Raw genomic sequence first — 26,358 nt, 5'->3', positions numbered from 1 at the left:
GCGGGATGAGCAGACGGCACTTCCTCGGGGCAACGGCGGCCGGGGCGGCGGGCGCCGTCGTCCTCGGCCCGGCCGCCACGGCCGCGGCGGCGCCGCGGGCGGCCCGCACGCCGTCCGGGCTGCTGACGTCGCTGCTACCGGACGGGCTCGGTGTCACGGCGGCGAAGCCCCGGCTGAGCTGGCAGGTCGCCGACCTCGGCCCTGGCACGAAGCAGACGCACTACCAGACCCAGTTCGCCACCACTCCGGCCCGGCTGGAGCAGGGGCCGCGCCACTGGGACAGCGGCCGCGTCGCGTCCGCAGCGTCCGTGGCCGTGCCCTACGCCGGTCCGCCGCTGGCGCCGGGGACGGCGTACTGGTGGCGCGTCCGGACGTTCGACGGCCCCCGGGCGTCCCGCTGGTCCGAGCCCGCGCTGCTGGCCACGGGCGTGGACGAGTGGACCGCCGACCCGATCTGGGCACCGGCCGCGCAGGCGCCCGGCGACGGCGTCCTCACCGCCCGGGTGCAGATCACCTCCGTCGCGGCGAGCCTGTGGTTCCGGGCGTCCGGGACGAGCGCGAACCACCTGTGGCAGCTGCGCGCCGGAACACCCGGCGTGCTGAAGAAGCACGTGTGCGTCGACGGCTCCTACCGGGTGCTGGAGGAGAAGCGGCTCGCGGTCCCCGTCGAGACGGGCCGCTGGTACGAGGTGGCCGTCGAGATGGCGGGCGACACGTTCCGGACGTCCCTCGACGGCACGGAGGTCGACACCACCACCGACGCCACGTACCGGACGGGCACCGTCGGGATGCGCAACGGCTCCACCGAGGCGAACGTGTGGGACCGCGTCACCTTCACCGCCCCCGGCGGCACGGTGATCATCGACGAGGACTTCACCGAGGGCCGGGGCACGTTCGGCGCCGGGACGGTCGCGGACGGCGCGCTGACCCTCGCCAAGGGCCAGTCGACGCTGTCGTCGGCGGGCTCGCCCGACGACGACTGGGCGCTGCTCCGCACCGAGTTCACCCCGCACGCCAAGCCGATCGCCGCCGCCGTGCTGCACGTCGCCGCCCAGTCGCCCACGCTGATCCGCCAGTACCCGGCGAAGGTGTGGGTGAACGGCGAGGTGGCGGGCTTCGCGTCCATGCCCAGCGGTGCGGGCGAGCCGCGCTACCACTCGTTCGACGTGACGCGCGCGCTGCGGCCGGGACGGCGCAACGCGCTCGCAGCGCTCGCCTTCACCACCCAGGACAAGCGGTTCCTGGCGCAGCTCGTCGTCACCTACGCCGACGGGACGGCGTCGGTGCACGGCAGCGGCGGCGGCTGGAAGGCGCGCCGCCAGGCGGGGCTGCTGCCCGACGCCGGGACGATCGGCACCGGCTACTACATCGGCCGCCAGGAGTACTGGGACATGCGGCACGAGCCGGCCGGCTGGACGAGCCCCGGCTTCGACGACTCCGGCTGGGACCCGGCGCTGGTCAAGCCCGCCATCGCCGGCCTGCGGCCCGCGCTGGTCGAACCGGTCGGGCTGCACGACGTCCGGCCCGCGTCCGTGCGCAGGACCGCGCCCGGCACCTGGCTGGTCGACCTCGGCCGGGAGATCGCGGGCGGCCTGCGGCTGGAGGTGCGCGGCAGGGCCGGGCAGACCGTCGAGGTCCGGCTCGGCGAGGAGCTGAACGGCGACGGGACGGTCCGGTACGCGCTGCGCGCCGGCGTCACCTACCGGGAGACCTGGACCCTCCGCGACGGCCGCCAGACCATCGAGCACTGGGGCTACCGGGGCTTCCGCTACGCGCAGCTCGTCTGCGACGACGACCTCGACCTCGCCGGCGCGGTCACGGGACGCGCCTGGCGCGCGGCCTGGCGCGACTCCGACGCCGCGTTCTCCAGCTCCAGCCGCGACCTCGACCGCGTGTACGAGATGTGCCGGTACTCGATCGAGGCGACGCGCGGCGACCTCTACGTCGACACCCCGACGCGCGAGCGCGGGCCCTACGAGGGCGACGCGCTCATCAACCAGGCGTCCGAGTACGCGGTGCAGCGGTCGTTCGCGCTGGCCCGCGCGTCCGACGCGTACCTGGCGCGCAACCACACCTGGCCGACCGAGTACCGGCTGATGAACGTCATGTCGGCCTGGGAGGACTACCTGCACACCGGCGACCCCGAGCAGCTCGCCGCCGACTACGCCCTCCTCACCGCCAAGCACCTCACCGCCTACCTCGGCGCGGACGGTCTCGTGCACAAGGACCCCGGGTCGTCCAGCCGCGACCTCGGCGACCTGGTCGACTGGCCGGCCTCCAACCGGGACGGGTACGTGTTCACCGACGTCAACACCGTCGTGAACGCCTGCCAGTACGCCGCGTTCGCCGCCATGGCGAAGATCGCCGCTGTCCTCGGCAAGGCCGCCGACGCGACGACGTGGCAGGGGCACGCCGACAGGCTGGCGGCGGGGATGCGCGAGAAGCTCCTCGACGCGTCCGCCGGACGCTTCACCGACGGCATCGGCACCGCCCACAGCGCGCAGCACGCCACCGCGTTCCCCGTCGCGCTCGGCGTCGCGGGACCCGGCACGGTGCCCGACCCCGTCGTCCGCGCCCTGGGCAAGACCCTGGCGGACGGCGGTATGAAGGTCAGCGTCTACGGCGCCCAGTTCCTGCTGGACGCCCTGTTCGCCACCGGGCAGGCCGACGCCGCGATCGGCCTCATGACCGCCAAGGGCCTCAGCTCCTGGCTGCACATGATGGACGACCTCGGCGCCACCATCGTCGCCGAGGCGTGGGACCCGTCCCTGAAGCCCAACATGACGTTCTCGCACGCCTGGGGCTCGGCGCCGGCGAACGCGATCCCGCGCCACGTCCTCGGCGTGCGGATCACCGCGCCGGGCGCCGCCGAGATCGAGGTCCGGCCCCGCCCCGGCGGCCTGGCCCGGATCTCCGGGCGCGTCCCCACGATCCGCGGCCCCGTCTCCGTCGCCCTCGACCGGGAGCGGCGGTACCGGCTCGACGTGGACGTGCCGCCCAACACCACCGCCCGCGTCGTCGTCGAGCTCGGCGACGACGACCCGCGCGCCTTCCACGTCACCGGACCCCACGCCCGCGCCCCCCGCGCCACGGGCCGCGACGCCACCGGCCGGCTCCTCACCATCGGCCCGGTCGGCTCCGGCCGCACGACACTCATCAGGAGGAAGTAAGTGAACGACCGCAACGGACAGGGGATCTCGCGCAGGCGCGCGCTGCAGCTCGGCACCGCCGCCGCCGTCGCGGCGGGCGCGGCCCCCGTCCTCGGGGGCGCGCCGGCCGCGCAGGCCGCGCCGCGCCCGGCGGCCGGACCGGGGGCGGGCGGGTTCGCCCGGCCCGGCGCCGCGGTACGGCCGCGGTTCCGCTGGTGGTGGCCGGACGGGCTGGTCGACCCCGCCGAGATCCGGCGCGAGATCGACCAGATCGCCGCCGCCGGGTTCGGCGGCGCGGAGATCGTCGCCGTGCACCACAGCATCCGCGACAAGTCCGTGCTGGACCCGGCGGGCCACGGCTGGGGCACCCCGGCCTGGAACGCCGGCGTCGAGGCCGCCCTCGACCAGGCGGCCCGGCGCGGCGTCACCGTCGACCTCACGATCGGCCCCGCCTGGCCCGCCGCCGTCCCGACGATCACGCCGGACGACGAGGCCGCCGTGCAGGAGCTCGCCTACGGGACGGCCGCCGTCGCGGGCGGCGCCACCCACGACGGCCCGCTCCCCGAACCGGTCGCCGCGCCGGAGGACGGCGTCACGAAGCGGCACCTCGTCGCGGTGCACGCCGTCAGGACCGACCCGGCGAACGCCACCCGCAAGGAGACCGGCCTCGACCCGGCGTCCTTCACCGACCTGACCGGGCGGGTCGCGGGGGAGCGGATCACCTGGACGGCCCCGGCCGGCGGCGACTGGCTGCTGTTCGCCTACTGGCGGCGCGGCAGCGGGCAGCGCCCCGAGTCCGGCCCGCACTCGGCGCCGGACGCCTGCGTCGTCGACCACTTCAGCCGGGCCGGCACCCGCGCCGTCACCGCGTTCTGGGAGGCGCGGCTGCTCACCCGCGACATCCGCAAGCTGATCAAGCGGGCGGGCGCGACGCTGTTCGAGGACTCGATCGAGCTGGAGACGCACGCGCTCAACTGGACGCCGGACCTGCCCGCCGAGTTCCGGCGGCGGCGCGGCTACGACCTGATGCCGTACCTGCCGGTCATCGTCCGCCTCAAGGAGAACACCATGTTCGCCTACGACGCGGCGACCACCTCCCACGTGCGGCACGACTTCTGGCTGACGGTCTCCGACCTCTTCAACGAGTACCACTTCGAGGCGCTCGCCAAGTGGGCGCACTCGATCGGCCTGGAGTACCGGGCGCAGCCGTACGGGCTGGAGACGGACGCGATCCACACGGCCGCGATCCTGGACGTCCCCGAAGGCGAGTCGCTCGGGTTCAAGAACCTCGACGACTACCGCGCCCTCGCCGGCGGCCGCGACATGGGCGGACGGAAGGTCCTCTCCTGCGAGGCAGGGGCCTACCAGGGCGGCGCCTACAACACCACCTGGGACAAGCTGCTGCGCACCATGGGCGGCGCCTACGCGGCAGGGCTGAACCAGACCGTCCTGCACGGCTTCTCCTACGCGACCGCACCGGGCGCGGCCTGGCCCGGGTTCGCCGGGTTCACCCCCTACAGCGGAGGCATCGGGTTCTCCGAGTCGTGGGGGCCGCGCCAGCCGACGTGGCGGCACGTCCCCGACATCGCCGGGTACATGTCGCGCATCCACCAGACCATGCAGGCCGGCAAGAGCCGCATCGACGTCGCCGTGTTCCGGCAGAAGGGCTACACCAAGACCGGCATCGGGGCCGGATGGTTCACCAAGGACGGCGTCCCGCTGGGCTGGACGCACCAGCTCATCAGCGCGCCGCTGCTCGACCTCCCGTCCGCGACCGTGTCCGGCGGGCGGCTCGCCCCCGACGGCCCCGCCTACAAGGTGCTGTTCGTCGAGGGCGACCGGTACTCCGGCAAGGAGTGCACGCTGCCGCTCGGCACGGCCCGCACCATGCTCAAGCTGGCGAAGGCCGGCCTCCCGCTGGTGTTCCTCGGCGACTGGTCGGCGCCGACCGTCCCAGGCCTGGCCCGCGACGGCGAGAACGAGCGGCTGCGCGCCGTCGTCGAGGAACTGCTCGCCCAGCCGCGCGTCCGCAACGTCACCGAAGAGGCGGACGTCCCCGCCGCGCTGGAGGACCTCGGCCTGCGCCCCACCGTCAGGTACGCGCAGGCGTCCACGCTGCTCACCGCCCACCGCCGGGACGGCCGCACCGACTACTTCTACCTGTGCAACGGCAAGCACGCCGAGACGGTGAAGCCGCCCGTGGCCGCGATCGACCACGAGGTCGCCTTCACCCGCTCGGACCGCAAGGCCGTCCCGTACCGGCTGGACCTGTGGACGGGCGAGACCGAGCGGATCGCCGTGTACCGCGAGGACGGCGACACCGTCACCCTCCGGGTGGCGCTCCAGCCGTCCGAGGCCACCGTGATCATGCTGGCGCGCGGCGGGCACGCACCGTCCGCCACGGCGTCCGAGGCGGAGCTGCGGGTCGACGGGCAGCGCCTGGTCGCCCGCGCCACCGCCGCCGGCACCTACGCCACGACCCTGCCCGGGGGCCGCACGGTCCGGACGGCGATCGGCGCCGTGCCCGCGCCCGTGGCCCTCACGTCCTGGCGGCTGCGCGTCGAGGACATGACCCCGGACGGGGTGAAGCACCACGACCTGGCGCTGGACGCGCTGAAGCCGTGGCCGGACATCCCCGAACTCGCGGACGTCTCCGGCATCGGCACCTACATCGCCACGGTCACCTGGAGCGGCGGCGGCGCGGTGCTGGACCTCGGCGAGGTCTTCGACACCTGCCGGGTCACGGTCAACGGCCGCCGCCTCCCGCCGGTCTCCGTGCTCTACCCGTCCGTGGACGTCGGCCCGTACCTGCGGCGCGGCGCCAACACGATCGAGGTGGAGGTCGCCACGACGCTGAACAACCGGCTCCGCGTCGCCGACCCCGGCGTGTACGGCGGCGCGTCCCGCCAGAACTACGGGCTGATCGGCCCGGTCCGCCTCGTCCCCTACGGGGAGGCGGTGGTCCGCGCCCGCTGACCGCGCCGTGCCTGCCGACCGCGCCGGGGCGCCGACCGTGCCGAGGTCGCCGGCTTGCTCGCGGTCAGGAAAGTTGATAGTCAGGCATAGTGACTAAAAGTGAGGAGAGCGCCGGGCGCCGGGCGCCCGACCTGGGCATGCTCGCGGGACGGCTGATGCGGGTCCTGCAGGACGAGCTGTTCCAGCGGCTGGCCGAGCAGGGCCACCCGGACGTCCGGCCCCGGCACGGCACCGTGCTCGCCTTCCTCGACGCCGAGGGGATGCGCGCCACCGAGCTGTCGGCCCGGTCGGGCCAGCACAAGCAGATCGTCGGCACGATCGTGGACGAGCTGACCGCGCTCGGCTACGTCCGCCGCGAACCCGACCCGGCCGACCGGCGCGCGAAGCGGATCGTGCCCACCGAGCACGGCCTCGACGAGATCGCCAAGGCCCGCGCCATCCTCGCCGACATCGAGGACCGGCACCGGCGCGCCCTCGGCGACGCGGCGTTCACCGCCTTCAAGGACGCCTTCCAGCGGATCGTCCGCGACCAGAGCGACTGGCGGGAGCGAGGCGAGGGGTGATGTTCGGCGGCCGGTCTCGTGGGCACGATCGGCTCGGCACACACCATCAGCGAGGGGGGACGGTCACCGTGACGGTACCGAAGGTCGACCTCATCGACGGGGCCGCGATGCCGCAGCTCGGCTTCGGGGTGTTCCAGGTCGGCGACGACGAGGCCGAGCGGGCGGTCGCGACGGCGCTGGAGAACGGCTACCGCAGCATCGACACGGCCAGCGCATACCAGAACGAGGAGGGCGTCGGGCGCGCGCTGCGCGCCTCGGGCCTGCCCCGCGACGAGCTGTTCGTCACGACCAAGCTATGGAACAGCGAACAGGGCCACGACAACGCCCTGCGCGCCTGCGAGGCGAGCCTGTCCCGCCTCGGCCTGGACCGGCTGGACCTCTACCTGATCCACTGGCCCATGCCGGGCCGCGGGCTGTACCTGGAGACCTGGCGGGCGCTGGAGAAGCTCAAGGCCGACGGGCGGGTCCGCTCGATCGGGGTGTCCAACTTCACGGTGGAGGCGCTGCGACGGGTCATCGACGAGGCCGACGTCGTCCCGGCGGTCAACCAGATCGAGCTGCACCCGTACTTCCAGCAGGACGGGTTGCGCGCGTTCCACCGCGACCACGGCATCCACACCGAGGCGTGGGCGCCGCTCGGGCAGGGGCACGGCCTGCTGGACGACCCGGCGCTCGCCCGCATCGCCGAGGCCCACGGCCGCACCCCGGCGCAGATCGTGCTGCGCTGGCACCTCGACATCGGCAACATCGTCATCCCCAAGTCGGTCACGCCGTCCCGGATCGCCGAGAACATCGACGTGTTCGGGTTCGAGCTGACCCCCGACGACCTGAGCGCGATCGGCGAACTGGACAAGGGCATCCGCGTCGGCCCCGACCCGGCGACCTTCGAGTCGGCCTGACCCCGGCGCCGCCGGCCCCACCGCGACCCCGGTATCCGTCACGGACCGTCACGGAGCGTAACGTTCCGTGCATGGGGGACGAGCGGGGGAGCTGGACGGGTCCCGGCGGGCTGCGCGTCACGGCGGTGCCGCTGACGGGCGCGCACCGGGTGCTGGCGGAGTACGCGGGCGTACACGGGGAGAGCGCGTTCCTGGTGACGCGCGGCGGCGAGCTGGTCGGCCGCGGCTACTACCCGTCGGTCGACGAACTCGCCGAGGTCGTCGACCTGGCCGAGCTGCGCCCGTGCGGACGCTGAGCGGGGCGGCCGGGGGTTGCGCGGGCCGCCGCCGCGCGTGTAGGGCATTGTCCCGTGGATGAGCGCTGGGACGTCGTCGTCGTCGGATCGGTCAACGCGGACCTCGTGGTCGGCGTCGAGCGGCGGCCCGCGCCGGGGGAGACCGTCCTCGGCTCCGACCTCGCCGTCCATCCGGGTGGCAAGGGCGCCAATCAGGCGGTCGCGGCGGCGCGGCTCGGCGGCCGGGCCGCGCTCGTCGGGCGGGTCGGCGACGACGGGCACGGCGCACTGCTGCGCGGCGCGCTCGCCGCGGCCGGCGTGGGCCTGGACCATCTGGCGACCACGCCCGGGGTGCCGACCGGCGTCGCGCTGATCACCGTCGGGCCGGACGGCGACAACAGCATCATCGTCTCGCCCGGCGCCAACGCCCGGCTCGGGCCCGCCGACGTCGCCGCCGCCCGCGACCTGATCGCCGCCGCGTCCGTCGTGTCGTTCCAGCTGGAGGTGCCGCTGCCCGCCGTGGAGGCCGCCGCCGGCGTCGCCGGCGGGCGCGTCGTGCTCAACCTGTCGCCGCCCGCGCCCGTCCCCGCCGGGCTGCTCGCCCGCTGCGACCCGCTCGTCGTCAACGAGCACGAGGCCGCGTACCTGCTCGACGGCGAGCCCGGCGACCCCCGGGACGCCGCCGCCGCGCTCGCCCGCTCCGGGCCGCGCTCGGCCGTCGTCACGCTCGGCGCGGACGGCGCCGTGGTCGCCGACGGCGACGGCGTCACCGCGATCCCGGCGCCGGCGGCCGACGCCGTCGACACCACCGGCGCCGGCGACGCCTTCACCGCCGCGCTCTGCCTGCGCCTCGCCAGGGGCGACGCGCTGCGCGACGCCGCCCGGTACGCGGCCCGCGCGGGCGCCGCCGCCGTCCGCCGGCGCGGCGCGCAGAGCTCCTTCCCGACCCCGGCGGAGCTGCCCGCGCCCTAGCGGCTCGTGCGGGCCCGCAGCCGGTACAGCTCGTCGGCGACGTCGTGGACGTCGGAGCCGAGGTCGAACGCGCTGAGCAGGTGCAGGTCGTCGGCGGTCTCGATCTCCAGCATCCGGGTGTGCAGCAGCAGCCGGCGCCGCTCGTCGACCCGGATCGCGGTGACCTCGTCCCACCGGATGTGGCGGTGCCCCGCGTAGCCGGTGACGACGGTGAGGCCGTCCCCGTCGGCGGCGAGCCGGACCGGCGCGACCAGGTCGCGCAGCGCGAGCCCGTTCAGCCCGATCGCCGCGGCGGCCGCGAGGAACAGGAACTGCGGGTCATGGCTGTAGAGGACGATGAGCGCCGTGACGGCCGCCGCGGCGGCGCACTTCACCGCCACGTGACCAGGAGGTACCCGCCATCTGCGCCGTGATCCCGCTTCCATGCCCGACACCGTAGCCGCTCCCGGCACCGGACCGGCCCCGGCCCGTCCGGTAGCGTCGCAACCATGCGACTCGGCGTGCTGGACGTGGGATCGAACACCGTGCACCTGCTGGTGGTCGACGCCCACCGGGGGGCGCGGCCCCTGCCCGCGTACTCCCACAAGGCCGAACTGCGGCTCGCCGCCCATCTGGACGACGCCGACCGCCTGTCGGAGGAGGGCGAGGCGCTGCTGCGCGACTTCGTCGACGAGGCGCTGCGGGTCGCCGAGGACAAGGGCGTCGAGGACCTGGTGGCGTTCGCGACCTCCGCCGTCCGCGACGCCGCCAACGGCGAGGACGTGCTGGCCCGCATCCGGGCCGGCCGGGAGATCGACATCCGCGCGCTGTCCGGCGAGGAGGAGGCGCGGCTGACGTTCCTCGCCGTCCGGCGCTGGTTCGGCTGGTCGTCGGGGCGGCTGCTGGTGGTGGACATCGGCGGCGGCTCGCTGGAGATCGCGTCCGGCATCGACGAGGAGCCTGACGTGGCGATCTCGCTGCCGCTCGGCGCGGGCCGGCTCACCCGCGACCGGTTCACCGCCGACCCGCCGCCCGCCGAGGAGATCCGCGAGCTGCGCCGGCACGTGCGGGCGGAGATCGCCCGGCGGGTCGGCGACGTCGCCCGGTACGGGCCCGCCGACCACGCGGTGGCCACGTCCAAGACGTTCAAGCAGCTCGCCCGGATCGCCGGGGCCGCGCCGTCCGCCGACGGGCCCTTCCAGCGCCGCACCCTGTCGGACGCCGACGTGACCGACTGGGCGGAGAAGCTCGCGCCGATGCCGTCCGCCGAGCGCGCCGAGCTGCCCGGCGTGTCGGAGAGCCGCGCCGAGCAGCTGCTCGCGGGCGCGGTCGTCGCGGACGCCGCGATGGACCTGTTCGGGCTGGCCGAGCTGGAGATCTGCCCGTGGGCGCTGCGCGAGGGCGTCATCCTGCGCCGGCTCGACATGATCACCGGCTGAGCCGGCCGGCTACCAGTTCGGGTGGCCGAGGACGCGGCCCGCGGGGGTGAGGACGCGGTCGCCGGTGCCGTCGGCGCGCACCGCGTGGATCACCGGGTCGCTGACGGCGCCGCGCACGTAGCAGAGCCAGCGGCCGTCGCGCGACCACGCCGGGTCCATGTCGCGGACGGTCCCGGACGTCAGCGCGTGCGCGCCGGACCCGTCGGCGTTCATCACCCAGATGTCGCTCCCGGTGCCCGGGCCCCGCACGTAGGCGATCTTGGAGCCGTCGGGGGACCATTCCGGGTCCACCGCGCGCACCCCGTCGGCGGTCAGCCGCGTCCAGGAGCCGCCGGGACGGTCCGCGTCCATGGTGTAGAGCTGCTCCGCGCCGCCGTCGCGCTTGCTCCAGAACACGATCCGGTTCGTGGACGACCACATCGGGTCGTCCTTCGCCGAGTCGTCGGTGGTCAGCTGGGCGACCGCGCCGCCCTCGAGCGCGATCGCGAAGATCTGCCGGACGCCGTCCCGCTCGCCCATGTAGGCCAGGCGGGTGCCGTCGGGCGACCACGTCACCCGGGTGCCGCGCACGATCCCGGCAACCTTGCGGGCGCCGGACCCGTCGGCGTTCATCACCCACGCCTCGCCGCCGCGGGCGTCCATCCGGGTGAACGCGACGCGCTTCCCGTCCGGTGACCGCTCGGGCAGGATGTCGCAGCTCGGGTCCTTGACGAGCGCCCGCACGGACCCGTCGCCGGGCGTGAACAGCCCGATGTCGCCGTGGCACGTCTTCGGCCAGCCCGGTTCGGTGTCGATGCGGACCAGCATCGACCCCTTCGGGAACGCCGCCGCCTCCGTCCCGCCCGTGCCGCCGGACGGCCGGGTCAGGTAGTAGACGCCGCCCGCCACGACCGCGGCGAGCAGCACGCCCGCCGCGGTGGAGGCGATGAGCACGGGACGCCGCCTGGAGCGCCCGGGGCCGCCGCTCGGCGCCACGGTCGTGGGCAGGACGGGCGGCGGCACCTCGTACTCGCGCGCCGTGCGCGGCTCCGGCACGGGCGGCTGCGGAACGGGCGGCGGGGGAGCGGGGACGGGAGCAGGCGCGGGGGCGGGGGTGTCGCGCGAGGTGGCACCGGGGTTCCCGGCGGCCGGGGGCGTCCACGACTCGCCCAGCTCCGTCGTCACCGCGGCCTCGCCGGCGCCGCCGACCAGCGCGAGCAGCAGGTCGCGCGCCGTCGGCCGGGCGCCCGGGTCCTTGGCCAGCGCCGCCCGGACGAGCCCGGCGAGCGCCGGCGGCAGGTCGCCGACCTCGGGGTCGGCGTGCACGGCGCGGGCCGCGAGGAGCTGGAACGAGCCCTGCCCGAACGGGTTGCGGCCGCTCGCCGCGTAGGCGACGAGGCAGCCCCACGCGAACACGTCCACCGCCGGGGTGACCTGCTGCGTCGTGATCTGCTCGGGCGCGATCCAGCCGGGCGTGCCGACGACCTGCCCGGTCCGGGTGTGGGCGGACGCCATGTCCAGCGCCCGCGCGATGCCGAAGTCGATCACGCGGGGGCCGGAGATGGACAGCAGCACGTTGCTCGGCTTCAGGTCGCGGTGCACCAGCCCCGCGCTGTGGATCGCGACGAGCGCGGCGGCGACGCCGACCGCGACGCCGTGCAGCAACCCCGGCGACAGCGCGCCCTTCTCGGCGACGTGCTCCAGCAGCGACGGCCCGTCGATGTACTCGGTGACCAGGTAGGCGAGGCCGAGGTCCTCGCCGTGCTCCAGGACCTGCGCGGTGCAGAACGAGGCGACCCGCTGCGCGTTGGCGGCCTCGTCGTGGAAGCGGGCGAGGAACGTCCGGTCGCCGGCCAGCTCCGCGCGCACCACCTTCACCGCGACGGCGCGGCCCGCCTCGTCGCGGCCGAGGTAGACGGCGCCCATGCCGCCCTCGCCGATCTTGGCCTCGATCCGGTACCGGCCGATCCGGGTGGGGTCGTCCGGCCGCAGCTCGCGCAGGGAGGGCGCCTTCGGCCCGTCCATGGAGATCACCTTTTCCCCGCGAGCCGCGTCTTGGCGGCCGCCCCACGGCGGCACGCGGCCCCGACGCTTCCCTACGATGACAGAGGGCGGCCCGAGGTTCTAGCGTCCTGCCGCCGGCCGCGGCTCAGTGGAAGTTGCGCGCCTTGACCCGGCCGGGCACGGGCAGCCGGCGCAGCCGGGTCGCGCGGATGTTCACCACCCCGTCGGCGCGCTCCAGCCGCCCGCCGACCAGCAGCGCCTGCGCGTCGACCGCGAGGCCCCGGTACCGCTCGAACACCGGCGGCGGGCACACCACGTTGATGATGCCGGTCTCGTCCTCCAGCGTCATGAACACGATGCCGCCCGCGGTCGGCGGGCGCTGCCGGTGGGTGACGAGCCCGGCGACGACGACGTTGGTCTCGCCGGGCGTCCCGGCCAGCCGCGCCGCCGGGAGGGCGCCGAGCTCGTCCAGGGCCTCCCGGACGTGCGCGACCGGGTGCACGCGGGACACCCCGGTCGCCCACAGGTCGGCGAGGGTCTCCTCGATCGGCGTCATCGCGGGCAGCGCGGGCGCCGCCGCGCCCGGCGTCACGCCCTCCAGCCGCCCGGGACCGGAACCGGCCAGCGCCCCGGCGGCCCACAGCGCCTCCCGCCGCGACAGGCCGAGCCCGTCGAAGGCGCCCGCCGTGGCGAGCGCCTCCAGCGCCCCGGCCGACAGCGGCACCCGCCGGGCGAGGTCCTCCATGCTCGTGTAGGGGCGCCCCGCCGCGATGGCCTCCGCCGCGTCCTCGCCCAGGTTCCGGACCCCGTACAGGCCGAGCCGGATCGCCGGCTGCGGCTCGCCCGGCGCGTGCGGATGGTCGGATTCGACCTCCACGGGCTCCTCCAGCGTCGGGTGGACGGCGCTGGCGTTGACGTCCACGCCCCGGACCACGACCCCGTGGTGCCTGGCGTCGGCGATGAGGCTCTGCGGGCTGTAGAACCCCATCGGCTGGTTCCGCACCAGCGCGGCCGTGAACGCGGCCGGGTGGTGCCGCTTCAGCCAGGCGCTCGCGTACACCAGGTGCGCGAAGCTCTGCGCGTGCGACTCGGGGAACCCGAACCCGGTGAAGCCGAGGATCTTCTCGTAGACGCTCTCGGCGATCTCGGACGGGATGCCGCGCTCGGCCATCCCGTCCAGCAGCCGGCGCCGCAGCCGCTCCACCCGTTCGGGGGCGCGCTTGGCGCCCATCGCCTGCCGGAGCTGGTCGGACTCGGCCGGGGTGAAGCCGGCGCAGTCGACGGCGAGCTGCATCATCTGCTCCTGGAACAGCGGCACGCCGAGCGTCCGGCCGAGCGCCGGCTCCATCAGCGGGTGCGGGCACTCGGCCGGCTCCAGGCCCTTCCGGCGCCGCAGGTACGGGTGGACGGACCCGCCCTGGATCGGCCCCGGCCGGATCAGCGCCACCTCCACGACCAGGTCGTAGAACTTCCGGGGCCGCAGCCGCGGCAGCGTCGCCATCTGCGCCCGCGACTCCACCTGGAACACCCCGACCGTGTCGGCGTCGCACAGCATGTCGTAGACCAGGGGGTCCTCCGGGGGGACGGACTGCAGGTCGTAGCGGCGCCCGTGGTGCTCCTCCACCAGGTCGAAGCAGTCGTGCAGCGCGGCGAGCATCCCGAGGCCGAGCAGGTCGAACTTCACGAGCCCGGCCGTCGCGCAGTCGTCCTTGTCCCACTGCAGGACGCTGCGGCCCTCCATCGCCGCCCACTCGATGGGGCAGATCTCCCCGACCGGCCGGTCCGCGATGACCATGCCGCCGGAGTGGATGCCGAGGTGGCGCGGCAGCGCCAGCATCCGGCCCGCCAGCTCCATCACCGGCGCCGGGACGTCGTTCTCGGAGCCGACCGGGTCGCGCGGGTCGATGCCCTTCGACCAGGCGTCCTGCTGGCCGGGGGAGTGCCCGAGTGCGCGGGCCGCGTCCCGCACCGCCATGCGCGGCCGGTAGCTGATGACGTTCGCGACCTGCGCCGTGCACTCGCGCCCGTACTTGCCGTAGACGTACTGGATGGCCTCCTCGCGGCGGCGGTGCTCGATGTCGAGGTCGATGTCGGGCGGGCCGTCGCGCCCGGGGGACAGGAACCGCTCGAACAGCAGGCCGTGCCGGACGGCGTCCACGCCCGTGATGCCGAGCGCGTAGCAGACCGCCGAGTTCGCCGCCGACCCGCGCCCCTGGCACAGGATGCCCCTGCTCCGGCAGAACTCCACGATGTCGTGCACGATCAGGAAGTAGCCGGGGAAGCCGAGCTGCTCGATGACGTCCAGCTCCTTGGCGATCTGCGCGTACGCGCCCGGCTGCCGCTCCCGCTCGGGCGGCCCGTACCGCCGGACCGCGCCCTCCGCCACCAGGTGCCGCAGCCAGCTCGCCTCGGTGTGCCCGTCCGGGACGGGCCAGTCCGGCAGCCGGGGCGCCATCACCTCGAAGCCGAACCGGCACTCGCGGGCCAGCGCGACCGTCCGCTCCCGGACGCCGGGGAACCGCGCGAGCCGCCGCGCCATCTCCGCACCGGACCGCAGGTGCGCGGTGCCCGCCGCGGGCAGCCAGCCGGCCATGTCGTCCAGGCTGCGGCGGGCCCGGACGGCAGCCAGCGCCTGCGCCAGCCGCGCGTCCGCGCCCGGCGCGGCGAAGTGCACGTTGTTGGACGCGACGACGTCCACGCCGACGCGGCCCGCCAGCGCGAACAGCGCGTCGTTGCGGAGGTCGTCGTCGGGCTGGTCGTGGTCGATCAGCTCGACGAACACGTTCTCCCGGCCGAACATGCCGATCAGGTTCCGCAGCTCCCGCTCGGCCGCGCCGGGGCCGCCCGCCTCCAGCGCCGCCGGGACCGGGCCCTTCCGGCACCCGGTCAGCACCGCCCAGTGGCCGCCGTGCGCCCCGGCGAGGGCGTCCGGGTCGTAGACGGGACGGCCCTTGCGGCCGCCCGCGAGCTGCGCCGACGTGATCGCCGAGCAGAGCCGCGCGTAGCCGGCGGCGCCGCGCGCGAGGACGAGCAGGTGCCGGCCGGCCGGGTCGGGCTCCCCGGTCTGCGGCCCCGGCAGGCCGAGGCTCAGCTCCGCGCCGAACACCGTGCCGATCCCGGCGTCCTGCGCGGCCTGCGCGAACTGCACCGCCCCGTACATGCCGTCGTGGTCGGTGACCGCCATCGCCTCCACGCCGAGCCGCGCCGCCTCCGCGACGAGCGAGGCGGGGTCGCTGGCGCCGTCCAGGAAGCTGAACGACGAGTGGACGTGCAGCTCCGCCCAGGGCACCTCCGCCTCGGTGCGCCGCGGAACCTCCGGAGCCCTCGGGATCTCCGCTGCCGGCGGCTCGGTCGTGCCGGGCCGCCACGACAGCCGCTCCTCGAACTCCCGCCACGAGATCGGGGGGTTGTGCCAGCCGGTCATGTGCGGCGCCTAGTCATAGACGGCCTCGATGTGCCAGCGGCCGCCCTCGACGGCGAGCAGGTACGCGGTGCCGTCGTCGGTGGTGACCTGGAACCTGGCCCGGCGGCGGGCGGCGCCGGGGTCCCACCAGTGCTCGTCGGCGGGCCACGGGCCCGTCCACCCGGTGACGGCGGAGCGCTGCCCCCGGAACACCAGCGCCGCCGGCGGCGCGGAGACCTCGCACCGCGCCGACACCACCACCGGCCCGCCGGACGCGTCGACCAGCTCCGCCGAGGGCGGCGCCGCGGGGACGACCGCCGGCGCGGGGCCCGTCACGCGTCCCGGCCACGGCCCGCCGGGCGCCCCCTGCGGCGGAAGGTCGCCGACCGGCACCCGCACCACCCGCTCGCCCGGCCCCCGGCCGCCCGCGAGCACCGGCCGGGTGATCCCGTGGTGGCCGAGCAGCGCCTGGACGCGGTCGGCGGCACGCGTGATCCGCTCGGTGACGGCCGTCCGGCCCCACAGCGACTCCTGGCGGCCCTCGTCCGGGACGATCTGGTCGGGGGCCAGCTCGACCCACGTCACGCCGCCCCACACGGCGTCGGCGGAGGCGCCCTGCCAGGCCGAGAGCTGCCACCGCACCCGCTCGGCGACGGCCAGCGCCGACAGGCCGTCGTGCCGCCACAGCCGCCGCTGCACGTCGCCGTCCGCGAACCCGACCGCGACCTCCAGCCGGACGCACGCCAGCCCGCCCGCCGCGAGCCCGGCGTGCAGGTCGCCCGCGAGCCGCTTGGCCGCGAACACCACCTGCTCGGCGCGCTCGGCGGGCGGGTCGAAGCCCGCCCGCACCGACAGGTCGGCCGCGGCGTGGGCGGGCGCGAGCGGGCGCGGCTCCTCGCCGCGCGCCAGCCGGTGGGCGAGCGCCCCGTCGGCCCCGAACCGGCCCGCGACGTGCCCGGACGGCAGCGCCGCGAAGTCGCCGAGCGTCCGGATCCCGAGCCGGCGCAGCAGGTCGGCCAGCTCGGGACGGTCCAGCACCGACAGCGGGTAGGGGGCGAGGAACGCCGCCGCGCCGCCGTCCGGGACCACGACGCCGCCCTCCCCGGCGCGCGCCGCCAGCTCGGCCGCGAACAGCCCGTCCGCGACGCCGGAGCCGCAGTCGTGCCCGGCCTCGACGACCGTGTCCTGCACGAGGACGCGCAGCGCCTCCTCGCCGCCGTAGAAGCGCGCCGGGCCCCGCGCCGCGATCGCGCACAGCCCCGGCCGCACCACCTCCACGCGCGGCGCCAGCTCCGCGACGGCGGCCACGACCTCCTCGAACCGCCGCCCCTCGGCGTCGGTGTCGCGCTCGCGGACGACCAGTTCGGGGCAGCGGCGCTGCGCGTCCCGGAGCCGCTGCCCGCGCCGCACCCCTTCGGCGCGCGCCGCCGCCGAGCACGCGGCCACGCGCCCCTGGACCACGACCGCGCCGGCCGTGGCCGCCTCGATCCCGACCGCGGTGAGCGGCCAGTCGGGGCACCACACCACCAGCACCCGCGTCACGCGGCCCCCTCTCCGGGGCCGTGCGCGGCCGCGCCGGCGCCCACCGGTTCCTGCGCGCCGCCGGCCGCCCTCGGTGAACGCGGCGGCAGCGGCCGGGGCGTGTGGACCCGCGCGCCCGCCGAAACGGCGCCGGGGACGAGTTCGAGCGGCGGCCGGGCGGTCTCGTCCGGTGTGACCGTGCCGTCGGGGGCGGGGAGCCAGAGGCGGGCGCTGCGGCCGGCGCCCGGCGCGTCGCGGCCTTCGGCGGTGACCCGGACGCGGCGGCCGGTCAGCCGGCCGTGGCCGTCGCCGAGGCCCTCCCAGGCCGCCTCGTCCAGCCGGAGGCGGAGCCGGACGCCCGCCCAGTCGCCGGCGAACGGGCCGGTCAGCGCCAGCACGCAGCCGTGCCTGCGGGCCAGCGCGGACAGCCGCCGGACGGCGGCGGCGCCCGGCCGCTCGGGCGGGCGCAGCAGCACCAGGTCGACGGCCTCGGCCAGCGCGGCGACCACGTCGGGCCAGCGGTCGCCCGGGTCGTCGGCGAGCAGCAGCCGCTCGGGCGCGGCGCCCATCCCGGCGGCGGCGAGGACGCCGAAGTCGGGGACGCCGACGACGCCGCACCAGCCGCCGGCGCCGTCCGCGCCGCCGTGCCGGGAGACGCCGGCGACGAGCGCGAGGCCGAGGGACGCGGCGCCGGACCCGCCGAGCCCGACGACCGAGCCGGGCCGCAGCCCGCCGCCGGGCAGCACGGGCCGCAGCGCGGGCAGCACGGGCACCGTCTCGCCGCCGTGCCGCGCGGGAGGGCGCGCCGTCTCCAGCACCGCCGACAGGTCCCGCAGCGCGGCCTCCGCCACCGTCGCCCTCCTCTCACATCCGTCCCCGCACAATTTCGAACACAGGTTCGACCTCTGTCAAGTTATCGCAGGTCACGCAGCGGAGTCGCGGAGGGGGGAAAGCCCGGTGGCGTCGGGGTTCGCGGTATTTTGCGGGCATCATGGGCGGTATGACGAACGACGTGCGAACCCTGGAGTGGACCGGCGACGGGCTGCGCCTGCTGGACCAGACCGTCCTGCCCGGGCGGGTGGAGTACGTCGTGGCCCGCGACGTCGGGACGCTCGTGGACGCGATCCGCCGCCTGGTCGTGCGCGGCGCGCCCGCGCTGGGCGTCGCGGGCGCGTTCGGCGTCGCCGTCGCCGTCCTCCAGGCGGCCCGCGAGGGATGGGACGACGCCGCCCGCGACGCCGCGATCGCGGAGGTGCGCGAGGCCCGGCCGACGGCGGTCAACCTCGCGGCGGGGGTCGACCGCGTGCTGCCGTTCGTCGCCAAGGGCGCCGACGCGGTGGCGGCCGAGGCGCAGGCGCTGCTGGACGAGGACGTGCGCGGCAACCGCGCGATCGGCGCGTTCGGCGCCGACTGGATCCTGCGCCGGGTGGGCGACCGGCCCCTGCGCGTCCTCACGCACTGCAACGCGGGCGCGCTCGCCACCGCCGGCTGGGGGACGGCGCTCGGCGTGGTCCGGAACCTGCACGAGCGCGGCCGCGTCGAGATGGTCTACGCCGACGAGACCCGCCCGCTGCTGCAGGGCGCGCGGCTCACCGCGTGGGAACTCGACCGGGCCGGCATCCCGTGCGTCGTCCAGGCGGACGGGGCCGCGCCGAGCACGATCCTGCGCGGACTGGTCGACGTCGCCGTCATCGGCGCCGACCGGATCGCCGCCAACGGCGACACCGCCAACAAGATCGGCTCGGTGGGCGTGGCGCTCGCCTGCCGGGAGGCGGGGATCCCGCTCGTCGTCGCCGCCCCGTGGAGCACCGTCGACCCGGCGCTCCCGGACGGCACCGGGATCCCGATCGAGGAGCGCCCCGCCGACGAGGTGCTGGCCTGGGGCGGAGCCCGCACCGCCCCCGAGGGCGTGGACGCCTTCAACCCCGCGTTCGACGTCACCCCCGCCCGCCTCGTGACCGCGCTGGTCACCGAGACGGGCGTGCTGGAGGTGTCGGCGGGCACCACCCCCGCCCGGTTCAGGGCGTGAGGGTGCGGGTGGCGGCGCGCAGGCTCTCGTACAGCCGCGCCTCGTACGCCTTGGCGGTGCGGACGTCGCGGTCGACGAACAGGGCGTCGTTGAGCGCGGGGAGCCGCTGCGTGGCGTACCCGGTGTCGATGCCCGGCGCGTAGATCTGGTGCCGGTACCAGGGGCGGCCCGGAAGCCCCGCCGCCGTCAGCAGGTCCCGCTCGGTCTGCATGATCTTGGCGTTGAGGCGGCGGAACGCGGTGGCGTCGCCCGCGCGGAGCGCCTCGCCCGCGCGCGCCTGCAGCGCCTCGGCGGCGCGCTGCCACGCCTTGGCCTGCGCGATGTCGCGGGAGACGTCCACGGCGACGGACCCGAGCCGCTCGCGCTGCTCGGCGGCGAACGCCTCCAGGTACCGCACCGTCTCCGCCGCGTACGGTCGGTAGCCCATCGGGACGACGTCGGCGTTCGCGAGCCGCAGCGTCGCGATGCCGGCCAGCCGCGACATCGCCGCGTGGTACTCCCAGGTCGGGTCGCCGAAGTGCGACATCCAGTAGTAGTCGTCGCACGCGCAGTGGTAGTTCCCGGCGCTGCCCGGCGACGCGGCGCCGACGTCCATCGCGGGCACGCCGTACCGCTGGAAGAACGCCTGGAAGTCCGAGCCGCCGCCGATGCGGTCGATCGGCGTCTTCCCGTCGTTCTGCGCCTTCCACGCCTCGTGCAGCGTCCCGTCCGTGCCGGGCCAGGACACCTCCTTGGACGCGTCGATGACCGACTGGTCCAGCGCCGGGGTCGCCGACGCGCCGAAGTGCGAGCCCGCGGCGCCGTCCATGTTCACGTAGGCGACGGCGTTGCGGAGCTGCTCCGCCCGCTCCTCCGCGTACTCGGTGGAGCCGAAGAGCCCGTACTCCTCACCGTCCCAGGTGGCCAGGACGACGGTGCGCTTGGGCCGCCAGCCCTCCTTGAGGAGCTTGCCCAGAGCGCGCCCCACCTGGAGCACGTTCTCCGTGGCGGACAGGTTGTCGCTGCTGCCGTACGTCCACGCGTCGTGGTGCGCGCCGAGGATGACCTCCTGCTCGGGGTGCTCGCTGCCGGGGATGCGCACGGTGACGTCCCACAGCGGACGCACCTGGTACTTGTTCCGCAGATCGAGGTGGACCTTCGTGCCGCCCGGCCCGAGCCGGTAGGGGAACGGCAGGCCGCCCTGCCAGTCCTTCGGGGCCTGCTCGCCCTTGAGCGCGCGCAGCAGCGGCTCGGCGGCGCCGTAGGAGATCGGCGCGGTCGGGATGAGCCCCTTCAGCATCGGGGCCTGCGACGGCGGGACGCGGTGCGCCCCCTTCACCGAGGCCCAGCCGGGGGTCTGCGGGTCGCCGGCGGCGAGCTGGATCTGCGCGATGCTGCCGCGCTGGATGCCGTCCGGGGCGCGCCACGGCCCGTCCGGGTACACCGCGCCCTTCGCGTAGCCGTCGTCGGCGGGGTCGGAGTAGATGAGCACGCCCTTGGCGCCGCGCTTGGCGGCCTCGCGCGGCTTGATCCCGCGGAACACCGCCCCGTACCGGACGAGGACGATCTTGCCCTTGACCGAGACGCCCTTCTTCGCGAGGAGGTCGAAGTCCTCCGGCCGCCCGTAGTTGGCGTACACGACCTCGCCCCGGACGTCCCCGGACGGCGAGAAGCCGTTGTGCCCGGGGATGACCTGGTCGTAGTACTCCTGCCAGGGCCGCTTCTTCTCCTTGACCGGCAGCGCCCGGTGCCGGGGCGCGGTCATGTCGATCTTCACGCGCTGCGGCATCGACAGGTACGCGTAGTACGTCCGGATCTCGGGTTTCAGTCCGTACGACCGGAAATGCCGGACGATCCGCTGGACGCGGTGCCAGTCGCCGGTCGTCGTGGTCAGCCCCGGTTCGCGCGCCAGTTCGGCGTCCAGGGCGCGGGCGGTCCGCGCGGACGGCACGGTGCTGAACAGCCGCTCGTACTGCCGCTGCCACGTCGCGTGCGCGTCGGTGAAGCCCGCGATCGAGCCGGGCGGGGCGGGGGACGAGGCCGCGGCGGGGACGGCGGCCATGGTGAGTGCGAGGGCGGGGGCGCTCAGCGCCGCCAGTGCCCGGGTTCGGGAGCGGAACACCAGCGTTACCTCCCAGTACGCCTGCTGAAGGTGCGGTACGGGTGCGCCCGGAACGTACGTCCCGATCATGCGGAGATCCAGTGCGCCTGCCGGATCCGGCCATCCCGCCGGCCGGATCGTCCATCATGGTGATCGTGCCGACCTCCCCGAGCCCCGACCCCAGCGCCGCGCCGCGACCGGCGGAGCTTGACGCGGTCTTGGAACGGATCACCTACGCCAACGAGGACACCGGGTACACCGTCGCGCGCGTCGCGACCGCCAAGAGCGGGAGCGACCTGCTCACCGTGGTCGGCGCGCTGCTCGGCGCGCAGGTGGGGGAGAGCCTGCGGCTGACCGGCCGGTGGCGCTCGCACCCCAAGTACGGGAAGCAGTTCGAGGTCGACTCGTACACGACCGTGCTGCCGGCGACGATCCAGGGCATCCGCCGCTACCTCGGCTCCGGCATGATCAAGGGGATCGGGCCGGTGATGGCCGACCGGATGGTCGAGCACTTCGGCACCGACATCCTCCGCGTCATCGAGGAGGAGCCGAAGCGGCTCGTGGAGGTCCGCGGCCTCGGCCCGAAGCGCAGCAAGCGGATCGGGGACGCGTGGGAGGAGCAGAAGGCCATCAAGGAGGTGATGGTCTTCCTGCAGGGCGTCGGCGTCTCCACGTCCCTCGCCGTCCGCATCTACAAGCAGTACGGCGACCAGTCGATCGACACGGTGCGCAAGCGGCCGTACCAGCTCGCCTCCGACGTGTGGGGCATCGGGTTCAAGACGGCCGACACGATCGCGCAGGCCGTCGGCATCCCGCACGACAGCCCCGAGCGGATCAAGGCGGGCCTCCAGTACACGCTGTCGGAGGCCGCCGACGACGGGCACTGCTTCCTGCCCGAGCCGAACCTCGTCACCGCGGCGGAGAAGATCCTCGGCGTGCCGAAGGAGCTGATCGTCCCGGCGCTGGACGAGCTGGCCCGCGACGAGGGCGTCGTCCGGGAGCCGATCCCGGGGGACGGCGACGACGCCGCCACCATCCCCGCCGTCTACCTCGTGCCGTTCCACCGGGCCGAGCGCTCGCTCGCCCGCGGCCTCCTCGACCTCCTCGACGCCCCTACCGACCGGCTCAAGGCGTTCGCCGACGTCGACTGGGACAAGGCCCTCCCGTGGCTGCGGCGGCGCACCGGCCAGGCCCTCGCCGCCGAGCAGGAGGAGGCCGTCAGGCTCGCGCTGACGTCCAAGGTGTCGGTGCTGACAGGCGGCCCCGGCTGCGGCAAGAGCTTCACCGTCCGCTCGGTCGTGGAACTGGCCGCCGCGAAGCATGCCAAGATCGTCCTGGTGGCGCCGACCGGGCGGGCCGCCAAGCGGCTCGCCGAGCTGACCGGGCACGAGGCCGCCACCGTGCACCGGCTGCTCCAGCTCCAGCCGGGCGGCGACCCCAAGTACGACCAGGACACCCCGCTCGACGCCGACCTCGTCGTGGTCGACGAGAGCTCCATGGTCGACCTGATCCTGGCGAACAAGCTGGTGAAGGCGATCCCGCGCGGCGCGCACCTGCTGCTCGTCGGGGACGTCGACCAGCTTCCGTCCGTCGGCGCGGGCGAGGTCCTCGCCGACCTGCTCGGCGCCGAGGTCATCCCGCGCGTCCGGCTCACGAAGATCTTCCGGCAGGCGCAGGAGTCCGGCATCGTCGTCAACGCGCACCGCGTCAACGCCGGCGAGCACCCGCACACCCGCGGCTACGCCGACTTCTTCCTGTTCCCGTGCGAGGAGCAGGACGAGGCCGCCGAGCTGACCGTGGACGTCGTCGCCAACCGCATCCCGCGCAAGTTCGGGCTCGACCCGCGGCGCGACGTCCAGGTCCTCGCGCCCATGCACCGGGGCACCGCCGGGGCGGGCTCGCTGAACGCGCTCCTGCAGGAGGCGCTGACCCCGCACGACGACGCCCGCCCCGAGCGCCGCTACGGCGGCCGCGTCTTCCGCGTCGGCGACAAGGTCACCCAGCTCCGCAACAACTACGACAAGGGCGAGGCGGGCGTCTTCAACGGCACGGTCGGCGTCGTCACGAAGGTCGACCTGGAGGAGCAGTCGCTCACCGTCCTCACCGACGAGGACGAGAGCATCGGCTACGCCTTCGACGAGCTGGACGAGCTGGCCCACGCCTACGCGATCACGATCCACCGCTCGCAGGGCAGCGAGTACCCGGCGGTCGTCGTCCCGCTCACCACCGGCGCGTGGATGATGCTGCGCCGCAACCTGCTCTACACCGGCATCACGCGGGCGAAGAAGCTGGTGGTGCTGGTCGGCTCGCGGCGCGCCCTCGCCGCCGCCGTCCGCACCGCGGGCGCGGGCCGCCGCCACACCGCCCTCGCCCACCGGCTGTCCCAGCGATAGGGCCTGTCCCAGCGGTAGGGCCTGTCCCGTGGTGGCCGGCTCAGCGGTAGCGGGCCAGCTCCCAGGGGTCGTGGGCGCAGAACACCTCGACCTCGCCGCCGCGCGCCAGCTCCCGCAGCCGGGCGACGTTCGCGAGCCGCAGCTCCCGGTCCACCTCGCCGCCCGCCTGGACGAGCTCCATCAGCGGATGCGTCACCGGCTCGGGGCGGTCGACCTCCCCGTGGTACATGTACGCGTCCCCGGCGTGCAGGAGCCAGCGGTCCCCGTCCCGCACCGCGACGCCCGCGTGGCCCGGCGTGTGCCCGCCGATCGGGACGAGCAGGATCTCCCCGGCCACGCCGTCCAGGGCCCGGACGCCGTCGAACCCGTGCCAGGTCTCGCCCTCGCCGTCCGCGTAGGCCACCCATTCCGGGCCGTGGGCGAGTTGCGCCGGGGTCTTGCCGCCGTCCGCCCGCTCCGCCTCGAAGACGTGCACGGCCGCGTCCGGGAAGTCGCTCAGCCCGCCCGCGTGGTCGCGGTGCAGGTGCGTCGGGACGATGTGCCGGACGTCGGCGGGGGAGTAGCCGAGCGCCTCGACCTGCCGGACGGCGGTCGCGGCCGGGTCCAGCGTCGGCCCGGCCATCTCCACCCAGTCGTCGAGCAGCCGCTCGGACGGGCGCTCGACGTCGCCGAGGCCGATCCCGGCGTCCACGAGGAGCAGGCCGGACGAGTCCGTCTCGACCAGCAGCACATGACCGGCGGCCCGCGCCGGCCGCAGCGGGCTCTCCGGCCCGTCGGCGGGCTCGATCTCCCGCATGGGGGCGCAGTCGAGGTGGTGAACGCGCATGGGACTCCTCACAGATGGTCGGCGAGCTGGCGGGTGACCTCGTGGATGACGGTCACGTCCCGCTGGACGCGGGCGAGCATGATGGCGCCCTGCAGGGACGACAGGACCAGCGCGGCCAGCGGGCCGACCCGCTCCTCCGGCACCCCCCAGCCCCGCAGCGCGGCGCGGAGGCCGTCCAGCCACTCCCCGTAGGCGGTGTCGCAGGCGGCGCGGAGGGCCTCGCTCGCGCCGGCCGTCTCCAGGGCCACGGTCGCGATGGGGCAGCCCTTGCCGAAGTCCGACTCCAGAAGGCTCCGGGCGAAGTGCTCGCCGATGGCCGCGAGGCCGGCCCGCCCGTCCGGCGCGGCGAGGACGGCCGCGGTGAGCGCCTCGGCGACCGTCCGGCCGGACAGCGCCACCGACTCGGCCGCGAGCTGCTCCTTGCCGTCCGGGAAGTGGAAGTACAGCGAGCCCTTCGGCGCGCCGCTCTCCCCGAGCACCTGGTTCACCCCGGTGCCGTGGTACCCCTGCCGCTGGAACAGGTCCGCGGCCGTCCGCAGGACCCGCTCTCTCGTCTCTCCGCGCGGTGCCATGCCCGACAGACTAGACAGACCGGTCTACAAAGTCCAAGTGCTCACCCGACGCTTCTCGAAATGTTTCGACAGCGTATTCCCATTTCGCAAGCAATGATCGAGATCTCAGAAGAATTTGACGACCGAAAGTTCCTTTCGATGTATTGACACATTTCGAGGGCGTTTCCACAATGAGGTCCCCCGCCCCTGGAGGAACACGGAATGACCCAGCACGCTCCCCTGCCCGGCGCGTCCGGGAGAAGACCCTCCGGCGCCCGCCGCCCGCTGATCCTCACCGCCGTCCTGACCCTGGCGGCCGCCTTACTGGTGGGCCTGCCGGCCGCGGCCGGACTGGCGGCCCAGCGCGCACCCGCCGCCGCGCCGCTCGCCGCCGACGACTGCAGCGCCGGCTACGTCGGCCTGACCTACGACGACGGGCCCACGTCCGGCTTCACGTCGACTCTGCTGTCCACCCTGCAGCAGAACGGCGTCCGCGCCACGCTGTTCAACATCGGGCAGAACGCCCAGAACAACCCGTCGCTGGTCAGCGCGGAGAAGAACGCCGGCATGTGGATCGGCAACCACAGCTGGACGCATCCGCACCTCACCCAGATGTCGCAGTCGCAGATGCTCTCGGAGCTGCAGCGGACGCAGCAGGTGATCCAGCAGCAGACCGGCACCGTGCCCCGGCTGTTCCGGCCGCCTTACGGGGAGACCAACTCGACGCTGCGGGCGGTCGAGCAGCAGCTCGGACTGACCGAGGTCATCTGGGACGTCGACTCGCAGGACTGGAACGGCGCGTCCACCGCCCAGATCGTGCAGCGGGCGAGCCAGCTCCAGAACGGCCAGGTCATCCTCATGCACGACGGGTACGGCACGACGATCCAGGCCATCCCGCAGATCGTCGCGAACCTCAAGAGCCGCAACCTGTGCCCCGGCATGATCTCGCCGTCCACCGGACGCGCCGTCGCCCCCGACGGCGGCGGGAGCACTCCGCCGCCCGGCGGCGGCTCCTGCACCGCGCAGATCACCCAGGGCCAGCAGTGGAGCGACCGGTTCAACCTGTCGGTCACCATCTCCGGCGCGACCAACTGGATCGCCACCGTGACCGTGCACAGCCCGCAGAAGATCATCGCGACCTGGAACGGCTCGCCGACGTGGGACGCCACCGGCACCGTGATGACGATGCGGCCGAACGGCGGCGGCAACACCTTCGGTTTCACGATCCAGCACAACGGCAACTGGACCTGGCCCGACGTCTCCTGCCGGACCGGCTGAACGGGCCCACCCCGGGGCGCCTTCCCGGTGACCCCGCCCCGG

At 75.1% G+C, this 26,358-nt stretch carries 18 protein-coding genes; 10 read left to right on the top strand and 8 right to left on the bottom strand.

From position 1 onward, the window contains the following. The first annotated feature begins 5 nt into the window (after nucleotides 1-5). The 6 genes from AB0K34_RS12750 to AB0K34_RS12725 all read left to right on the top strand — a co-directional run bounded on the left by AB0K34_RS12750 (nucleotide 6) and on the right by AB0K34_RS12725 (nucleotide 8,834). On the top strand, nucleotides 6-3,170 hold the full coding sequence (locus AB0K34_RS12750) for a family 78 glycoside hydrolase catalytic domain (protein WP_301176414.1): 3,165 nt from the start codon (nucleotides 6-8) through the stop codon (nucleotides 3,168-3,170). Continuing rightward, entirely contained in the window at nucleotides 3,171-6,125 is a 2,955-nt protein-coding gene (locus tag AB0K34_RS12745) for a glycosyl hydrolase (RefSeq protein WP_138634474.1), read from the top strand. Nucleotides 6,126-6,214: 89 nt separating this feature from the next. Beyond that, nucleotides 6,215-6,688: a helix-turn-helix domain-containing protein gene (locus AB0K34_RS12740; protein ID WP_240807211.1), complete on the top strand. Its 474-nt coding sequence runs from the start codon at nucleotides 6,215-6,217 to the stop codon at nucleotides 6,686-6,688. Between the two features lie 107 nt (nucleotides 6,689-6,795). Continuing rightward, on the top strand, nucleotides 6,796-7,587 hold the full coding sequence (locus tag AB0K34_RS12735; protein WP_240807215.1) for an aldo/keto reductase: 792 nt from the start codon (nucleotides 6,796-6,798) through the stop codon (nucleotides 7,585-7,587). A gap of 71 nt (nucleotides 7,588-7,658) precedes the next feature. Continuing rightward, a complete protein-coding gene (locus tag AB0K34_RS12730) occupies nucleotides 7,659-7,883 on the top strand; it encodes a hypothetical protein (protein WP_138634480.1) in 225 nt (74 codons plus the stop codon). A gap of 54 nt (nucleotides 7,884-7,937) precedes the next feature. Further along, entirely contained in the window at nucleotides 7,938-8,834 is an 897-nt protein-coding gene (locus AB0K34_RS12725; protein ID WP_138634483.1) for a ribokinase, read from the top strand. Here AB0K34_RS12725 and AB0K34_RS12720 read toward each other — a convergent pair. Continuing rightward, a complete protein-coding gene (locus AB0K34_RS12720) occupies nucleotides 8,831-9,214 on the bottom strand; it encodes a PH domain-containing protein (RefSeq protein WP_240807213.1) in 384 nt (127 codons plus the stop codon). The two genes, AB0K34_RS12725 and AB0K34_RS12720, sit on opposite strands and share 4 nt — an antisense overlap. 108 nt (nucleotides 9,215-9,322) lie before the next feature. Here AB0K34_RS12720 and AB0K34_RS12715 point away from each other — a divergent pair, with 108 nt between their 5' ends. Beyond that, entirely contained in the window at nucleotides 9,323-10,252 is a 930-nt protein-coding gene (locus AB0K34_RS12715; protein ID WP_138634489.1) for a Ppx/GppA phosphatase family protein, read from the top strand. A gap of 9 nt (nucleotides 10,253-10,261) precedes the next feature. On the opposite strand, the gene AB0K34_RS12710 is transcribed toward AB0K34_RS12715, so the two are convergent. The 4 genes from AB0K34_RS12710 to AB0K34_RS12695 all read right to left on the bottom strand — a co-directional run bounded on the left by AB0K34_RS12710 (nucleotide 10,262) and on the right by AB0K34_RS12695 (nucleotide 18,010). Beyond that, complete coding sequence (locus AB0K34_RS12710) at nucleotides 10,262-12,256, bottom strand: protein kinase (protein WP_301176528.1); 1,995 nt, start codon at nucleotides 12,254-12,256, stop codon at nucleotides 10,262-10,264. Between the two features lie 124 nt (nucleotides 12,257-12,380). After that, nucleotides 12,381-15,659 (bottom strand): error-prone DNA polymerase, encoded by a 3,279-nt coding sequence (locus AB0K34_RS12705; RefSeq protein ID WP_138640531.1) that lies wholly within the window; start codon nucleotides 15,657-15,659, stop codon nucleotides 12,381-12,383. A 9-nt stretch (nucleotides 15,660-15,668) separates the two neighbouring features. Beyond that, nucleotides 15,669-17,180 (bottom strand): DNA polymerase Y family protein, encoded by a 1,512-nt coding sequence (locus AB0K34_RS12700; RefSeq protein ID WP_138640532.1) that lies wholly within the window; start codon nucleotides 17,178-17,180, stop codon nucleotides 15,669-15,671. Next, nucleotides 17,177-18,010, bottom strand: a complete 834-nt coding sequence (locus AB0K34_RS12695) for a hypothetical protein (protein ID WP_240808418.1) — start codon at nucleotides 18,008-18,010, stop codon at nucleotides 17,177-17,179. The genes AB0K34_RS12700 and AB0K34_RS12695 overlap by 4 nt, the downstream gene beginning before the upstream one ends. 149 nt (nucleotides 18,011-18,159) lie before the next feature. Here AB0K34_RS12695 and mtnA point away from each other — a divergent pair, with 149 nt between their 5' ends. Further along, entirely contained in the window at nucleotides 18,160-19,188 is a 1,029-nt protein-coding gene (mtnA, locus tag AB0K34_RS12690) for an S-methyl-5-thioribose-1-phosphate isomerase (protein WP_138640533.1), read from the top strand. Here mtnA and AB0K34_RS12685 read toward each other — a convergent pair. Then, complete coding sequence (locus AB0K34_RS12685) at nucleotides 19,178-21,358, bottom strand: M28 family peptidase (protein ID WP_301176529.1); 2,181 nt, start codon at nucleotides 21,356-21,358, stop codon at nucleotides 19,178-19,180. The two genes, mtnA and AB0K34_RS12685, sit on opposite strands and share 11 nt — an antisense overlap. 65 nt (nucleotides 21,359-21,423) lie before the next feature. Here AB0K34_RS12685 and AB0K34_RS12680 point away from each other — a divergent pair, with 65 nt between their 5' ends. Beyond that, nucleotides 21,424-23,661 (top strand): ATP-dependent RecD-like DNA helicase, encoded by a 2,238-nt coding sequence (locus tag AB0K34_RS12680; RefSeq protein ID WP_240807785.1) that lies wholly within the window; start codon nucleotides 21,424-21,426, stop codon nucleotides 23,659-23,661. Nucleotides 23,662-23,701: 40 nt separating this feature from the next. On the opposite strand, the gene AB0K34_RS12675 is transcribed toward AB0K34_RS12680, so the two are convergent. Together AB0K34_RS12675 and AB0K34_RS12670 are read right to left on the bottom strand one after the other, a co-directional pair. Next, nucleotides 23,702-24,487 carry an MBL fold metallo-hydrolase gene (locus AB0K34_RS12675; RefSeq protein ID WP_138637618.1) on the bottom strand — a complete coding sequence of 262 codons (786 nt, stop codon included), beginning with the start codon at nucleotides 24,485-24,487 and terminating at the stop codon, nucleotides 23,702-23,704. 8 nt (nucleotides 24,488-24,495) lie between these two features. Further along, entirely contained in the window at nucleotides 24,496-25,059 is a 564-nt protein-coding gene (locus tag AB0K34_RS12670) for a TetR/AcrR family transcriptional regulator (protein WP_138637617.1), read from the bottom strand. Between the two features lie 201 nt (nucleotides 25,060-25,260). On the opposite strand from AB0K34_RS12670, the gene AB0K34_RS12665 reads away from it, so the two are divergent. Next, nucleotides 25,261-26,316, top strand: a complete 1,056-nt coding sequence (locus AB0K34_RS12665; RefSeq protein WP_138637616.1) for a polysaccharide deacetylase family protein — start codon at nucleotides 25,261-25,263, stop codon at nucleotides 26,314-26,316. Nucleotides 26,317-26,358: the final 42 nt, after the last annotated feature.

This window comes from Actinomadura sp. NPDC049382 (assembly GCF_040677125.1).
In the GTDB taxonomy this organism is placed as follows: domain Bacteria; phylum Actinomycetota; class Actinomycetes; order Streptosporangiales; family Streptosporangiaceae; genus Spirillospora; species Spirillospora geliboluensis.
The sequence above is the reverse complement of the archived record's forward strand: the minus strand, read 5'-3'. Positions and strand labels throughout refer to the sequence as shown.